This window comes from Hydrogenophaga sp. Root209, from assembly GCF_001428625.1.
Taxonomy (GTDB): Bacteria; Pseudomonadota; Gammaproteobacteria; order Burkholderiales; family Burkholderiaceae_C; genus Hydrogenophaga.
In genome coordinates this window covers 59434-75352 of sequence record NZ_LMIE01000034.1, presented here as the reverse complement: position 1 = coordinate 75352, position 15919 = coordinate 59434, and the positions used below count along the sequence as shown (strand labels likewise).

Annotated in this window: 15 protein-coding genes; 9 read left to right on the top strand and 6 right to left on the bottom strand. The window is 63.1% G+C overall.

What is annotated here, in order from left to right:
- Positions 1-7: 7 nt before the first annotated feature.
- The 9 genes from ASE11_RS24540 to ASE11_RS24500 all read left to right on the top strand — a co-directional run bounded on the left by ASE11_RS24540 (position 8) and on the right by ASE11_RS24500 (position 9961).
- Positions 8-775 carry an SDR family NAD(P)-dependent oxidoreductase gene (locus ASE11_RS24540; protein WP_056278319.1) on the top strand — a complete coding sequence of 256 codons (768 nt, stop codon included), beginning with the start codon at positions 8-10 and terminating at the stop codon, positions 773-775.
- A 31-nt stretch (positions 776-806) separates the two neighbouring features.
- Entirely contained in the window at positions 807-1967 is a 1161-nt protein-coding gene (locus ASE11_RS24535) for an acyl-CoA dehydrogenase family protein (RefSeq protein ID WP_056278316.1), read from the top strand.
- Between the two features lie 3 nt (positions 1968-1970).
- Positions 1971-2771 (top strand): ABC transporter ATP-binding protein, encoded by an 801-nt coding sequence (locus ASE11_RS24530; protein WP_056278313.1) that lies wholly within the window; start codon positions 1971-1973, stop codon positions 2769-2771.
- Positions 2768-4720: an AMP-dependent synthetase/ligase gene (locus ASE11_RS24525; protein ID WP_056278310.1), complete on the top strand. Its 1953-nt coding sequence runs from the start codon at positions 2768-2770 to the stop codon at positions 4718-4720. The genes ASE11_RS24530 and ASE11_RS24525 overlap by 4 nt, the downstream gene beginning before the upstream one ends.
- A complete protein-coding gene (locus ASE11_RS24520) occupies positions 4717-5604 on the top strand; it encodes a branched-chain amino acid ABC transporter permease (RefSeq protein ID WP_172823112.1) in 888 nt (295 codons plus the stop codon). Before ASE11_RS24525 ends, ASE11_RS24520 begins: the two co-directional genes overlap by 4 nt.
- Positions 5605-5607: 3 nt before the next feature.
- Entirely contained in the window at positions 5608-6660 is a 1053-nt protein-coding gene (locus ASE11_RS24515; protein WP_056278306.1) for a branched-chain amino acid ABC transporter permease, read from the top strand.
- 69 nt (positions 6661-6729) lie between these two features.
- On the top strand, positions 6730-7959 hold the full coding sequence (locus ASE11_RS24510; protein WP_056278303.1) for an ABC transporter substrate-binding protein: 1230 nt from the start codon (positions 6730-6732) through the stop codon (positions 7957-7959).
- A complete protein-coding gene (locus ASE11_RS24505; RefSeq protein ID WP_086124714.1) occupies positions 7953-8813 on the top strand; it encodes an ABC transporter ATP-binding protein in 861 nt (286 codons plus the stop codon). The genes ASE11_RS24510 and ASE11_RS24505 overlap by 7 nt, the downstream gene beginning before the upstream one ends.
- 47 nt (positions 8814-8860) lie before the next feature.
- Positions 8861-9961: a CaiB/BaiF CoA transferase family protein gene (locus ASE11_RS24500; protein WP_056278300.1), complete on the top strand. Its 1101-nt coding sequence runs from the start codon at positions 8861-8863 to the stop codon at positions 9959-9961.
- Between the two features lie 164 nt (positions 9962-10125).
- On the opposite strand, the gene ASE11_RS24495 is transcribed toward ASE11_RS24500, so the two are convergent.
- Genes ASE11_RS24495 through ASE11_RS24470 form a run of 6 tightly spaced genes read right to left on the bottom strand, consistent with a single transcriptional unit; the run spans position 10126 to position 15895 of the window.
- Positions 10126-10569: a PaaI family thioesterase gene (locus tag ASE11_RS24495; protein WP_056278297.1), complete on the bottom strand. Its 444-nt coding sequence runs from the start codon at positions 10567-10569 to the stop codon at positions 10126-10128.
- Positions 10566-11444: an SDR family oxidoreductase gene (locus tag ASE11_RS24490; protein ID WP_056278294.1), complete on the bottom strand. Its 879-nt coding sequence runs from the start codon at positions 11442-11444 to the stop codon at positions 10566-10568. The genes ASE11_RS24495 and ASE11_RS24490 overlap by 4 nt, the downstream gene beginning before the upstream one ends.
- Positions 11441-12304 (bottom strand): SDR family oxidoreductase, encoded by an 864-nt coding sequence (locus ASE11_RS24485; protein ID WP_008905438.1) that lies wholly within the window; start codon positions 12302-12304, stop codon positions 11441-11443. The genes ASE11_RS24490 and ASE11_RS24485 overlap by 4 nt, the downstream gene beginning before the upstream one ends.
- Positions 12305-12313: 9 nt before the next feature.
- Complete coding sequence (locus tag ASE11_RS24480) at positions 12314-13912, bottom strand: acyl-CoA carboxylase subunit beta (RefSeq protein ID WP_056278291.1); 1599 nt, start codon at positions 13910-13912, stop codon at positions 12314-12316.
- 10 nt (positions 13913-13922) lie between these two features.
- Complete coding sequence (locus tag ASE11_RS24475; protein WP_056278288.1) at positions 13923-14423, bottom strand: biotin/lipoyl-containing protein; 501 nt, start codon at positions 14421-14423, stop codon at positions 13923-13925.
- Between the two features lie 2 nt (positions 14424-14425).
- A complete protein-coding gene (locus ASE11_RS24470) occupies positions 14426-15895 on the bottom strand; it encodes an acetyl/propionyl/methylcrotonyl-CoA carboxylase subunit alpha (RefSeq protein WP_056278285.1) in 1470 nt (489 codons plus the stop codon).
- Between the last annotated feature and the right edge of the window lie 24 nt (positions 15896-15919).

Sequence of the window (15919 nt, the reverse complement as noted above, 5' to 3'; positions counted from 1 at the left end):
GGCAAAAATGATTGTTCACGACAAGGTGGCCATCATCACAGGTGGTGCTTCAGGCCTGGGACGCGCGGTGGCTGATGCGCTCGCCGAAGGCGGCGCGCGGGTGTCATTGTTCGACCGCGACAGCGAGCGTGGTGTACAGGCAGCCACCGAACTGGGTTCTGCCGCCATGTTCGAGCAGGTGGATGTCACCAGTGAGTCACAGGTGCAGGCGGGCATCGACGCAACCCTGGCCCGTTTTGGCGCCATTCACATTTGCATCAACTGCGCTGGCGTGCCCGACGCAGCCAAGACCTTCTCCGATGGAAAACCCTTTCCCCTGGCACTGTGGGACAAGGTGATTGCCGTCAACCTGACCGGCACGTTCAACGTGCTGCGCCTGGCAGCCGTGGCGATGGCGCGCAATGAGCCTGAGGGTGATGAGCGCGGCGTCATCATCAACCTGTCGTCCGGTGCCGCACAGGACGGCCAGATGGGACAGGCGGCCTACGCCGCCAGCAAGGCCGGGGTGATCGGCCTCACGCTGCCGGTGGCACGGGACCTGGCCGATCTGGGCATCCGCTGCGTAGCGGTTGCGCCGGGCTTGTTCGAAACGCCGATGGTCGCGGGCCTGCCAAAGAAGGTCGCACAGGCCATCGTTGACCGCATGATTCTGTTCCCGCGCCGCATGGGTCAAGCCAGCGAGCTGGCCCACCTGGTGCGCTCCATCGTCGAGAACCCCTATATCAATGCGACCTGTTTGCACATTGATGCCGGTGCACGCATGAGCACTCGCTGAACGAGACCGACAACACACCGAGACCAGCACCATGAATTTCCTCCCCACCGAAGAACAGCGCATGGCCGTGGAAGGCTTCACTCGCTTCCTGGAGACCGAACTGCGTCCGATTGTCGAACGCTACCAGCCCGACAAGCTAATTGAAAAAGAGGTGATGCTGGAGATCTTCCAGAAGATGCTGCCCTACGGCATGGGCGGCAACGGCATCATTGCCGAGGAACATGGTGGTCTGGGCATGCCCTGGCTCACCTATGCACTGATGTATGAGCAACTCGCTCGCATCTCCGGCGACGTGGCAATCTCGCTGTTGATTCAGCAGCTCGGCGCCTATTCGCTGGAGGTCTGCACGAACGTGGCCATGCGTGAGAAATATTTGCCACGCATGGTACGCGCCGAAATCATTGCCTGCAGCGGCATCAGCGAGCCCGGGGTCGGCTCCAACGTGGCTGAAGTCACCTGCCGTGCCCAGCGCGATGGCGACCACTACATTGTCACCGGGGAGAAAACCTGGATATCCAACGGCCACTACTCCGACTTTTGCATGGTCATCGTGCGTACCTCACAAGAAGGTTCTGGCGCCATCTCGATGATCTTGGTGGACCGCGCCGAACACGGCTACGAAAGCCGCAACATCGACAAGCTCGGGCTCAACAGCACCTCGACCGCTCAGCTGTTCTTCGATGGCGCGCGCGTGCCGGCCGCCAACATGATGATAGCCCCCGGCACCGGCCTGAAGAACACCATGGTGCTGTTCGAGAAAGCGCGTCCTATGGTCGGTCTTACCTCGGTGGGCATCGCACAGGCGGCGCTCGACAAGGCGGTGGCCTATTCGAAGGAACGCCGCCAGCATGGCAAGCCCATCGGCGGCCATCAATTGATCCAGGGCATGCTTGCCGAAGCCGCGACCGAACTCGACGCCGCGCGTCTGCTGGTCTACCGCGCCTTCAACCTGATCGACCACGGCGTGCGCAGCGAGGTGCAAAGCGCCATGGCCAAATGGTACGCGACCGAGATGGCGGTCAATGTCACGTCGAAAGCAGTGCAGATTCACGGCGGCAACGGCATAACCAAAGACTTCGGCGTTGAATTGTTGTTCAGAAACGCACGCATGATGCCGATTCCCGACGGCACCACCGAAATCCAGAAACTCATCATTGGCCGCGCCCTGACCGGCATCAACGCCTTCTCCTAACCCATGACCTCTAACTCCTCGATTAGCCCATCCAGCGAGGCTTCGGTGCTGCAGGCGCGGGACATCACCTTGCGCTTTGGCGGTGTCACCGCGCTGGCCGAGGTCGCCATCGATGTGCGTGACAACGAGCTGCTGGCCATCATTGGGCCCAACGGCGCGGGCAAGAGCTCTTTGATGAACGTGCTCAGCGGCTTCTATCTGCCGCAACAAGGCAGCGTTCACTACCGTGGTCAAGACATCAAAGGCCGCGCGGTGCACCAGATCGCGCGCGAAGGCGTGGTGCGCACTTTTCAGGGCACCCATTTGTTCTCCAACATGAGCGTGATCGACAACATCCTGGTCGGCCGCTACAGCAAGATGAGATCAAATCTGGCGCAGGCATTTCTCTACTTTCCCTGGACCCAGCGTGAAGAAACGCTGCACCGGGAAGCAGTCGAGGAAATCATCGACTTCCTTGAAATTGAGAATATCCGCCACCAGCCGGTAGGCGCGCTCGGCTACGGTCTTCGCAAGCGCGTTGACCTGGGCCGTGCGTTGGCGATGGAACCCAAGGTTCTGTTAATGGATGAACCCATGGCCGGCATGAACACCGAAGAAAAAGAAGATCTGGCCCGTTTCATCATAGACGTGCGCGAGGCCAAGCGCATCCCGGTTGTGCTAGTGGAGCACGACATGGGGGTGGTCATGGATCTGGCAGACCGCGTGGCGGTGCTCGACTTTGGCCGCAAGATCGCCGACGGCACGCCTGCACAAGTGCAGGCCGACCCGGCCGTGATCCAGGCCTACTTGGGAGCAGCGGCATGAGTGCGACCGACCCCGCCCCAGAAGTCGTCATGACCCTGCCGCAGAAGTTGTTCGCCCACGCCCGGGAACATCCACAGTTGCTGGCGCAGCGCGTCAAGCGCAAAGGTATGTGGCGCTGCCATACATGGGCCGACGTGTTTGATCGAACGCGCAGCATTGCGCTTGGCGCGGCGGCGCAGGGCCTGCAGCGTGGCGAAACCGCGATTGTGATCGGCGAGAACGAACCAGAGCACTACTGGGCGCTGTTTGCGGCCCAGTCACTGGGCGTCAAAATCGTATCGGTCTACCCTGACGCCACCGTCGACGAGTTGCACTACCTGTGCGAGGATTCAAAGGCCCGCTTCATCTTCGCGCAGGATCAGGAGCAGGTTGACAAGGCGCTTGCGCTGCTGGAGCGGCTGCCCGACATCCGGGGCATCGCCTACTGGGACAACTCGGGCATGTGGTCGTACCGGCATACGCTGCTGCAATCCTTTGATGACCTGACCGCTGAAGGTCGGCGCCAGCACGAGAGGCACCCGCAGCGCTTCGAACGTGAAGTCAACGCCGGCCAAGCGGACGATTTGGCACTACTGACCTACACCTCCGGCACCACCAGCAAGCCCAAGGGCGTGATGATCAGCCACCGCTGGCTGATGGACAACGCGGTTCGGATGAGGAGCGCGTTGCCGCTGGAAGCCGGCATGGAATATTTGTCTTACACGCCGCTGGCCTGGATCACCGAGCAGTTGCTGGGCGTGACCCTCGGGCTGATCACGCCGCTGGTGGTCAACTTCCCGGAAGGCCCCGACCAGGTCTTGCCCAACGTGCGCGAACTTGCGCCGCACATCGTGCTGTTTGGCCCGCGCCAATGGGAGAACATCGCCGCCACCATCGAGGCGCGCATGCTCGCCGCGAGTTGGATGGCACGCGGCATCTACCGCTGGGGCATCCGCATCGGCCATGACGTGCATGTGGCGCGACTCGAAGGGCGCGCGGCACCGTGGCTGTCGCGCCTGCTGCTGCCTGTGGCCGAGGCGCTGGCCCTGCGCCCGGTGCGCGATCAGTTCGGCTTTATTCGCAGCGATGTCGCGGTTTCAGGCGGCACCGCCATGGCACCCGACGTGTTTCGCTTATTTCACGCCATGGGCGTCCACTTGCGCAATATTTATGGCTGCTCGGAGTTTGGTCTGATTGCTGGCCACCGCGGCGAGCGCTGCGACCTCGAAACCGTGGGCCCGCTACTGGATGTGGACCCTGCCTTCGGCGCGCCGCTGGAATCGCGCATTGAGGACAATGGCGAACTGTTGCTGCGCGGAGGTACCGGCTTTCTCGGCTACTGGGGCAAGCCCGAGAAGACCGCCACCATCCAGCGCGACGGCTGGTACGTCAGCGGTGACGCAGTGCGCAAGACCGAGCGCGGAGAACTTGTCTACCTCGACCGGGTGGAACACTTGGTCAAACTCGCCAGCGGTCACCCGTATCCCCCGCAGTTCATCGAGACCCGGTTGCGCTTTTCGCCCTTTATCAAGGACGTGATGGTGCTGGGCGACGCCACCCGGCCCTGGGTTGGCGCGCTGATCAACATCGACATGGCTGTGACCAGCCGCTGGGCCGAGGAGCGGCGCATCGCATTCTCCACCTTCACCGACCTATCGCAGCGGCCCGAGGTGCGGCAACTGGTGCAGGGCGAAATCCGCCGCATCAACAAACTGCTGCCCGAAGGCTCGCGGGTGGTGCGTTTTGCCAATTTTCCGAAGGAGCTTGATCCCGACGAAGGCGAACTGACGCGCACGCGCAAGCTGCGTCGAGAGTTTCTCGAGGTGCGCTACGGGGCGCTGATTGACGGACTGTATGCAGGTGCCGCCGACATTGCCTGCGAAATAGCCGTGACCTACCAGGACGGCCGCCAGGGCGTGTTGCGCGCAACCGTGGTGGCCACCGACATCGACCAGACACACACACCATGATCATCGAATTCATCAACTACACCATCAACGGCGCGCTGCTTGGCCTGCTGTATTCGCTGGTGGCCATGGGCTTTGTCGTCATCTACCGCGCCAGCAAGGTCTTCAATATGGCAATTGGCGAGATGATCGTGCTGGGCGCCTTTCTGCTGTGGTGGGCCATCCAGTCGCGCGGCATGCATCCGGTGCTGGGCATCGCTGTTGCACTGTGCATTTCGGTGCTGATCGGGCTAGTGATTGAACGCCTGCTGTTCAGGCGCCTGATTGGCGAGTCGGTGTTCTCTATGATCATGGTCACCATCGGGCTACTGATCCTGATGCGTGGACTGGTGCTGGCGATCTGGGGTCCGCAGGAGCGTCAGTTCCCCGCCATCTTTCCCCTCACGCCAATCATCTTGGGCGAGATGATCATCCCGCGCTCGCTCGCCATTGGTGGCCTCATCGCGGTGCTGGCGGCCGTGGCGCTGCACTGGTTCTTCAACCGCAGTCGCAGCGGGCTGGCGATGTCGGCGGTGGCCGAAGACCACCAGATCGCTCTGGCCATGGGCATCAGCGTGCGCCGCTCCATCGCCTTCGCTTGGGCGCTTGGCGGCGTTCTGTCGGTCATCACTTCGATGGTCTACCTGAGCGGCAAGTCGCTGACCTTCCTGTCCTCTGAAATCGGCTTCGCCGCCCTGCCGGTGGCCCTGCTGGCCGGGCTCGAGTCCATCGGCGGTCTGCTGCTGGCGGGCATTATCGTCGGGGTCGTGCAGGGACTGACCGCCGCCTACATCGACCCGCTGATCGGCGGCAATGCCGCCGCCGTCGTCCCCTATATCTTCATGCTGGTGGTGCTGGTGGTTCGTCCGACCGGCATGTTCGGCTGGAAACGCATTGAAAGAGTCTGACCCATGGATCCCTCCGGCATTTTTTCCACCAGTTATGCGCGCGACCGCGCGCTGATCCGTACGCGCGCCCAATGGGTCACCCTGGGACTGTTCATCGCAATTCTCCTGTTCCTCCCCTGGTTCGCCTCGGCGCGTCTGGTAGCCGTAGCCAACCTGATGCTGGTCACGTCCATCGTGGTGGTCGGGCTGCAGATCACCACCGGCTACGCCGGGCAAATCAACCTGGGCCAGGCCGCCTTCATGGGCGTCGGCGCCTACGCCGCCAGCGTGGTCGAGGTCAAGGCCGGGCTGCCGTTCTGGGTGGCGGTGCCGGTGGCGGGCCTGGTAGCGGCGCTGGCCGGCTGGTTGTTTGGCATGACGGCGGCGCGCATCAAGGGCTTTTACCTCGCGCTGACCACCATCGCGGCCCAGTTCATCTTTCACTTCATTGTGCTGAATCTGCCTTCAGCCTGGCTCGGCGGCGTGAATGGCTTCAGCCTGGAGCCGGCGCGGATGGGCACATTTTTGTTCAACACCGACCGCTCGCTGTACTACCTGTTTCTTGTCGTCACCATGGTGATGGTCATCGGCGCTTTCGGTATCCTGCGCAGCCGCCACGGGCGCGCCTTTGTCGCCGTGCGCGACGACGATGTGGCCGCCGGCATGATGGGCGTTGACGTGGCCGGCGCCAAGTCGCGCGCCTTCGTGCTCGGCGCTTTTTACGCTGGCATCGGTGGTGCCCTGTGGGCCTACCAGGTGCGCTTCGTCTCGGTCGATCAGTTCACGCTGTTCAACTCGATCTGGTTCATTGCCATGATGATCGTCGGCGGGCTCGGCTCGATCGTCGGGGCACTGATAGGCACCGTGCTCATCCGTGGTGTGCAGGAAACCATCACCAGCCTCGGGCCCGACCTGGTCGAGCGCATCCCCAGCCTGAGCAGCGACCTGATCTTCGCCAGCATGAATGTGTTTCTCGGCCTCATCATCACGCTGTTCCTGCTGCTTGAACCGAAAGGCCTGATGCACCGCTGGAACATCCTGAAAACCAACTACCGGCTCTGGCCGTTTCACCACTGAGCCCGCCCGGCACAGCGAGTCGCAATCCCCCGCCCCTTTTCCTCACCACCACCACAATTGGAGACAAGCATGCAACGCAATACCTTTCTCAAACTCACGGCCGCCCTGGCCTCTGGTCTGCTGCTGAATGCGCCCGCCCATGCGCAATCGACGACGATCAACGTGGCCGCCTTTGCCGACTTCGCCGGCCCCTACGCCAACGTCATGTCCCAGATGCAGGGCGGGCGACTCGCAGTGATCGAGTGGTGGAACAAGGAAGTCGGCAGCAAACTCAACGTGCAGATCGTCGTCAAAACCTTCGACACCCGCTACGACGTGGCGCAAACCGCCAGCCTGTGGCCCGGCATCAAGGCCGAAGTCAAACCCGCGATCCTGCTCGGCCTCGGTGGCCCGGATGCCGCCGCGTTGCAGCAGCGCTTGCCGGAAGACAAGATTCCCATGGTCATGGCCACCGCCACCTACGGCTTCGGCTGGAAACCCAACCAATGGGCCCTGAACCTGCGCCCCACCTACGCCCACGAGGCGGGCGGATTCCTGGAATGGTTCCGCACCACCAAACTCGATGGCAAGCGCCCTGTCAAGGTGGCGATCATCACCTCCGAAGCCACCCCCGCTTATGCCGACATGGCCAAGGGCCTGCAAAGCTACACCAAGGCCAACCCGGACAAAGCCACCTTCGTCGAGGCGATCTGGACCGAAGTGCAACCGGCCGACCTGACCCTGGCGGTGCGTCGCCTGGTCAATGCTGGCACCGATGTGATCGTGATCCAGACCAACACCGCCCAGGCCGTGGCCACCAAACGTGCGCTGCAGGCGCTGGGCAAAAACGTCCCGATCATGCTCTCGCTGCACAACGGCGTGGTGGGATCATCTAAGGCACTGGGCGACCCGAATGGCTTTGCCGGTGATTTCGAAGTGGGCGCCATCGCCGATGCCAGCGAAGACGACACGACCGCACGCAAGTTCTACAGCATGTTGCAGGAAAAGCATGGCCTGAAATCGGGCTGGAATGCCATGACCATCATGGGCCTGGGCCAAAGCGTCGTGGCAGTGCGCGCGATTGAGGCCACCATCAAGGCCAAGGGTGCCGGCAAAGTCACTGGCGAAGCGGTGCGCGAGACCTTGATGAACAGCCAGTTCACCAGCAACGACCTGATGGGCATACTGCCAGGCGTGGACTTCAGCAACGACACCCCCTTTCCCACCGGCACCGCCAAGGTCAACATCGCGACCATGAAGGACGGCAAGGTCGTTCGGGCTGCAGCCGATGTGAACGTGCCAGTGGTGCCTAAATGGTGAATTCAGCCATTGCTGCAGCACCGGATCAACGGACCACGCCCCATGCGGCTGCCGATCCGGCGGTGCTGACTCTATCCAACGTTGAGGTGTTGTATGCCGAGGTGATCCTGGCGCTCAAGGGCGTGTCGATGAAGGTCCCCGAAGGCGGGTGCGTGGCGCTGCTGGGCGCCAACGGCGCAGGTAAGAGCACCACCCTGAAAGCCATCTCCGGCGTCATTGACTCGGAAGATGGCCGCGTCTCGGGCGGGTCGATCACCTTCGACGGCCGACCGATTCAGGGGCACGATCCGGCGACCGTGGTGCGCGGTGGTCTGGTTCATGTGATGGAAGGGCGGCGCGTGCTGCAGCACATGACGGTCGAGCAAAACCTCATCATCGGCGGCCACATGTTTCCATCGGCGCAGGCGATGCGCCAGGCGATGGACAGCGTGTACGAAGCGATTCCGCGCCTGGCCGAACTGCGAAAACGCACGGCCGGCTATCTGTCGGGCGGCGAGCAGCAGATGCTGGTGATCGGGCGCGCAATCATGGCCGAGCCCAAACTCATGCTGATCGACGAGCCGTCACTCGGGCTGGCGCCGCGCATGGTCGAGGAAGTCTTCAGCGTGCTGCGCCACCTGCGTGAGCAGGGGCTGTCGCTGCTCATCGTCGAGCAAAACACACGCGTCGCCCTGGAGATCGCCGACTATGGTTATGTCATGGAGAGCGGTCGCATCGTGCTGGAGGGGCAGGCCCAGGAACTCCGCGACAACGAGGATGTGCGCGAGTTTTATCTCGGCCTGGACCGCGAGGGGGTGCGCAAGAGCTTTCGCGAGGTAAAGCACTACAAGCGACGCAAGCGCTGGTTGGGGTAGCAGTCGGTTGGCTGGTGGTTTTAGTTCGGTTTGAGGAGCAACAACAAATGAGTGGTCCCTTGCAAGGTTTGAAAGTGATCGAGTTCGGCGGCATTGGCCCCGGACCGTTCTGCGCAATGTTGCTGTCCGACATGGGCGCCGACGTGATCCGCCTGGATCGCAAGGCCGACAAGGGAAAAGACCGCGGAGATGGCACCTTCCTTGCCAGTGGGCGGCGCAGCGTGTTGCACCGCGGTCGCCGTTCGGTGGCGGTCGACCTGAAGTCGCCCGCAGACGTGCAGCGGGTGCTGGCACTTGTCGACGGGGCCGACGCGATCATTGAAGGTTTTCGCCCGGGCGTGATGGAGCGGCTGGGTTTGGGCCCAGACGTGCTGCTTGCACGCCACCCACGACTCGTCTACGGGCGCATGACCGGCTGGGGCCAGGACGGCCCGCTCGCGCAGGCCGCCGGTCATGACATCAACTACATCGCGCTGTCGGGCGCGCTCAGCATGATTGGCCGCTCGGACGGCGGGCCAGTAGCGCCGCCGGCGATGGTCGGCGACCTGGGCGGCGGCGGCATGATGCTTGCCTTTGGCATCGTTTGCGCTTTGCTTGAAGCGCGCACCTCTGGCCGTGGTCAGGTGGTCGATGCTGCGATCACCGACGGCGCGGCGCTGCTGACCTCCATCGTCTGCGACCTCAAAGCGCTGGGAATGTGGAAGAATGAACGGCAGGCCAATCTGTTGGATGGCGGATCGCATTTCTACGACACCTATGAGTGCGCTGACGGGAAATGGATCTCGATCGCATCACTGGAACCCCAATTCTATGTGTTGCTGCTGGAGAAGCTAGGCATCAACGATCCCGAGTTTCAACGGCAACGCGATCCGGCCGTCTGGCCGACGCTCAAACGCCAGATCGCCGACATCTTCCGCATCCAGCCGAGAGCGCACTGGTGTGCGTTGCTGGAAGGGACCGACGTGTGCTTTGCACCGGTGCTGACTCTGGAAGAGGCTGCACATCATCCACACAACAGTGCGCGCGGCACTTTCTTTGAGCGAGACGGCGTGCTCCAACCTTCACCGGCACCGAGGTTCAGCCGGACGGTGACTGATCGCCCAAGCCCCGCGCCGTTCATTGGCGAACACGACGACGAACTCTTGTAGTCGAAGAATGGTGGGGGCTGGGGAAAATGGACCACAGGCATTCGACGCAGTTTCAGCCCGACCAAATCGAACGCATCAACCGCGAGCTGAAAATCCTTCCGCCGCCCGATGATCATTTGCATTGAGCCGCAGTGCTTTGCCGGGCGGTCTCCGCCGAGCACCGATCAGACCGCTTTGACCAGTGACTTGGTGTAGATGCGGTAGGTGCCGATGCCGCGCGACACGATGTCTCCGTCGAGTGCGTCGAGCGTGACCTTCACCGACACATAGGCCACCGTCTTGCCGATGTGGTCAGGCGTTGCCGATGCAAACAGGATTCCTGTGCCGACCGCACGCATGAAATCCACAGTGAGCGTGACCGTTACCGACGACTGGATGAGCTGGCCGCTGCCCGGGATCGGCCGGTCGATCAGGGTTCTGCCCCCGACCGCATCGAGCAAGGTCAGGGGCACGCCGCCGTGGAGCACGCCGTGGGGGTTGAGGTGGTCGCGCCGGATCGGCAGCCGGAAATACAGGCCGCGCTCGTTGTGCAGGATGTCGTACCCGACGAGCTGCTGAAAAGGCCCGTGGGAGTACGTTGCCGACGGAAGAGGAGGCTGCGAGGTCACTCTTGATCGACCTTGAAGTAGTCGGGCTTTCCGGCTGGCCAGAACTCGCCCCACAGCAGCATCCCGCCTTCGACGTTGAGCACCTCGCCGGTGATGAACTTGCCCGAGGGTGCGGCGAGGTAGACCACCGCCTCCGCGATGTCCTGCACGTCGCCGGCCCGTTTCATCGGATTGCACGAGTAGAAAGTGGAAACGTTTTCCTCGCGGTAGTTGTTGAAACCGTTGCTCTCGATGGCGCCGGCGCCAATGCAGTTCAGGCGGATGCCGTGCTCTGCCCACTCGATGGCCAGCGTGCGGGACAGCGCAATGACGCCCGCGCGCGAGGCGGTGGTGTGCGCCATGCCCGTGAGGCCGCGGTCGATGGCGGCGGTGATGTTGACGATGTTGCCGGGCCGGCCTTGCTCCACCCAGCGCCTGGCCGCGCCCTGCATCATGTACCAGCTGCCATTGAGGTTGGTGTCGATCACCGCGTTCCAGCCCTTGACGTTGAAGTCCATCGCATGGGCGGCAAACTGGCCGCCAGCGTTGTTGACCAGCACGTCGACGCCGCCCAAACGTTCCCACACGGCACTGAGCATGGCGTCCACCTGCTCGGGGTCGCGGATGGTCATCGGGTAGGTGATTACCTCACGGCCCGACAGCGCGCGCAGTTTTTCGGCGCAGTCCTCGAGTTTGTCGGCCTTGCGCCCGCAGATGGCGAGCGTGGCACCCAGCCGCGCGAACAGGAAGGCAATCGCCTTGCCGATGCCACTGCCGGCGCCCGACACCAGCACCACTTTGCCGGCGAAAAGGTCGTCGCGATAGACCGTCGGGAGTGCGGCCAGGGCCTCGTCGCCCGGGCCGAACTTGGGGTGTTGCGAGTCAGCCGAATTCATGTGTTCACCTTGAAGTAATCGGGTTTGGCGATGGTCCACACTTCGCCCCAGAGCACGCCGCCGCCATCCACCGTGAGCAGTTCGCCGGTGACGAACTTGCCGCTGGGCGCGCTGAGGTAGACCGCGGCCTCGGCCACGTCCTGCACGTCACCGACATGTTTCATCGGGTTGGCTCCGGCGAAGGCCTTCACCGCCTCGGGGGAGTACTGACGAAAGCCGGTGCTGGCGATCGCTCCAGGCGCTATGCAATTGACGCGGATGCCATGCTGCGCCCACTCCACTGCAACAGTTTTAGACAGGTGAGTCACCGCGGCGCGCGCAGCGCAGGTGTGCGCCACGCCCGGCATGCCCCGCTGGAAGGTGGCGACGATGTTGACGATGTTGCCCCGCGTGCCGGTGCCCTGCCAGCGGCGCGCCATCGCATGCATCATGTACCAGGTTCCGTTCAGGTTGGTGTCGATCACCGCCTTCCAGCCCTTGACGCTGTAGTCCAGCGCCCGCTGCGGGAATTGCCCGCCGGCGTTGTTGACGAGCACGTCGATGCGTCCGAAGTGCAGCCAGGCCACGTCGATCAACTGTTCCACCTGCTCGGGATCACGGATCGTCATGGGGTGCACCAGCACATCAGGGCTGCCGAGCCGGCGCAGCCATTCGGCGCAGCTCTCTAGCTTGGCTGGGTCGCGCCCGCAGATGACCAGCTTGGCGCCCAGGCGCGCGTACAGGAAGGCGATGGCTTTGCCGATGCCGCTGCCGGCGCCGCTGACCATCACCACCTGGCCTTCGAAGAGTCCGCTCTGGTAGACGGTGGGGCGGGTTGCGAGGGCTTCATCGTCGAAGCCGAAGGTGGTGTCTTCTGTCATGTTGTCCCTTCAGAATCGGAAAATTCCGTAGTGCGGGTCGGCGATCGGGGCGTGTGCGGCGGCTGAGAGTGCGATGCCCAGTGCGTTGCGGGTGTCAGTGGGCGCCAGCAGACCGTCGTCCCACAAGCGCGAGGTGGCAAAGTAGGCGTTGGATTCGCGTTCGGCCTTTTCGTACACGCGCTGGCGCAATTGCGCCATCTCGGCCTCATCGGGCGTGTGGCCCTTGCGGCGCAACTGGGCGATTTTCACGTCGGCGAGGGTGTTGGCGGCCTGATCGGGGCCCATCACCCCCATGTGCACGTTCGGCCAGGCCCAGATCATCCGTGGATCCCACGCCCGTCCGCACATGCCGTAATAGCCCGCACCGAAAGCTGCGCTGGTGATGACGGTGAACTTGGGCACCTCGCTGCCAGCCTGCGCCATCAACATCTTGGCGCCGTCCTTGGTGATGCCTTCCATTTCGTAGTTGCGGCCGATCATGTAGCCGGTGGTGTTTTGAAGAAACACGAGCGGTGTACGGTTCTGATTGCACAGCGAGATGAAGTGCGCCGCTTTCTTGGAACTGTCGCTGAACAACACGCCGTTGTTGGCGAGGATGCCCACGCGGTACCCCCAGATGTAGGCGTAGCCGCAGATCAGCGTGGTGCCATAAGCGGGTTGGTATTCGTGGAAGCGGCTGCCGTCGACGATGCGGGCAATGAGTTCGCGCTGGTCAAACTGCACCCGGTGGTCGGGCGAGACGATGCCCAGCATTTCGTCGGGGTCGTAGTAGGGTGGCTCGGCATCGCGTTCTGGCAGGTAGCTTTTCGTCGCGGGCTTGAACTGCGCAACGATCTCGCGGCAAATCGCGATGGCGTGGGCCTCATTGTCAGCCGGGTAGTCGACCGTGCCGGATACCTGGGTGTGTAAATCACAGCCTCCGATCTCGTCGGCGGTGTGCTCCTCACCGGTGGCGGCCTTCACGAGCGGTGGCCCGCCGAGGAACACGCCGCCGGTGCCACGCACGATGATGCTGTAATCGCACAGCGCCGGGATGTAGGCACCGCCGGCGGTGCAGTTGCCGAACACCATCGCGACCTGCGGCACGCCGGCCTTGGACAGCAGGCATTGGTTGCGGAACACCCGGCCACCCTCGATGTACACGCCTGACAGTTCTTCAAGGAAGGCGCCGCCGCTGTCGCACAAATGCAGGACCGGCAACTGGTTCTCCAGCGCGATGTCCAGCAGTCGTGCCAGCTTGCGTGGCGTGAGCGTGTACCAGACACCGCCCTTGACGCTGGAATCGTCGGCGTGGATCAGCACCTCGCGGCCACTGACCACGCCCAGGCCAGTGACCACGTTGGCACCCGGGACCTCGCCGTTGTAGTCCTCGCAGGCAGCCAGCGCCGAGAACTCAAGAAAGGGCGTACCGGGATCTAGTAGCAGGTCCAGCCGTTCACGTACCAGTAATTTGCCCTGCGCGCGCACGCGCTTGATCTCATGCGGCGGACGTTGGTGGCGCGTGATTTCCATGCGCTCGCGAAAATTCGCGACGATGGCGCTCATGGCTTGATGGTTTCGCCGGGACGCTTCGGATGCGGTGTCGATGCGGGAGTCGATGCGTTTCATCAATCGGTTCTCAGGGGTCTTGCAGCGTCACGAGGGTGGACTTGAGAGCGAAGGTGTTGCCAACGGCAAAGTACACAGTCTTGACCCGGGCGTCGCGCGGTGCCGTCAGCGTGGTTTCCAGCTTCATGCTTTCGATCACGATGAGCGGTTGGCCCGTGTGCACGGCATCGCCGGCTGCCACATGAACCGCGATCACCGTGCCGGGCATTGGCGCCTGCAGCAAGTCGGAAGCGGCACCGGCCCGGTCGCCGCCGGAGGCTGCGCTGAGATCGATCACCTCGACTTCAAGGGCACCGGTGGCCGCACTGTGCACGAATCGACTGTCGCCTTGCGCGGCGATCCAGACGGCTTGCGGGCGCTGATCCACGGTGACCCGCCAACGGCCATCAGGCAGCGTCTTCCCCTGCATCTCGAATTTGCGTTCGCCATGGCTGACGTGGAACACGCCATTCGCTCCACGTGTTACCACGAGGTCATGGACCTTGCCATTGATGACATAGCGGCGGCGCATCGTCAATTCCTCCAGGGTCCCATGGCGGCGTGCATCGCGGGAATGGAGTGAACGGCGCGCAACAGTTCGCGGTCGGCGAGCACCGCCGATGCCAGTACCAGGTCGATGTCATCGGGGGTGAGAGACTCGCGCAGCTCGTCGGCGCAGCGTGCCAGCATGCCGGTGTCGGCCTGCCCAGCACGGAACTCGGCATGGCGCAGTACCCGCGTGAGGTAGCGTGCGTTGGTGGTCAGACCCAACAGCACCGATTGCTCAAGCGCCAGGATGGAGCGTTCGATAGCCTGTGCACGCGTGTTTCCATGGCAAATAATTTTGGCGATCATGGGGTCAAATGCGGCAGTTACCGCCTGTCCTTCGCGCACGCCGGCATCAACCCGCACGCCGGAACCAGAGGGTGGTCGCCAGCACAGGATGTCACCGGTGGAGGGGCGAAAATCATGCTCGGCGTCTTCGGCGTAAAGCCTGCATTCGATGGCGTGACCAAGCTGCACGATGTCCGCCTGGGTGTAGCCGAGCGGCTCACCCTGGGCGACGCGTACCTGTTCGCGAACGAGGTCAAAGCCCGTCACCATTTCGGTGACCGGGTGTTCGACCTGCAGACGCGTGTTCATCTCAAGAAAGTAAAACTCGCCACCGGCGCCGTAGATGAACTCCACGGTGCCGGCGCCGCGATAGTTGGCGGCGCGGGCAATGCCGGCTGCGGCTTCGCAAATATCGTGGCGCTGCACCGGTGAAAGGGCCGGGGAGGGGGTTTCTTCAATGATTTTCTGGAAGCGTCGCTGCACTGAACATTCACGCTCCCAGAAATGCACCAACTGGCCATGCGCGTCGCCCATCACCTGCACCTCGATGTGCCGCGGGCGCTCCACATAGCGCTCGACAAACAGCCGACCGTCGCCAAAATAGCGCTCACCTTCGCGCCGTGCGGTCTCGATCTCGCGATCCAACACGGCGAGGTCACGCACGATGCGCATGCCCTTGCCGCCACCGCCGGCTGAAGGCTTGATCAGCAGCGGCGCGCCGAGCGCCCTGGCGCGCTCGACGAAGCTGGCCGGGTCATCGTCCTCGATGGCGCTCGGTGCCACCGGAAAGCCGCGTTGGGCGACGAAGCTGCGCGCGCGCACCTTGTCGCCCATCAGTTCGATGCTGTCCGGACGCGGGCCAATGAAGACGATGCCAGCAGCTTCCAGCGCACGCGCAAACGCCGCGTTTTCAGACAGGAAGCCGTAACCGGGATGCAGCGCCTGTGCCCCAATGCGCCGACACGCTTCAACCAACTGCGCGATATCGAGGTAGGCCGCCACGGGCGTCAAGCCGTGCAATTCGACCGACTCGTCAGCCTCCAGCACGGCCGGGCTATCGGCGTCCACCGCGTGGTGGGCCACCACGGTGGCGAGCCCCATGCCCTTGAGTGTGTGCAGGATCCGCAGCGCGATCTCGCCATGGTTGGCGATCAGAACTTTTTGAAACACGGGCGGAACCAGTTGTACGGCGGG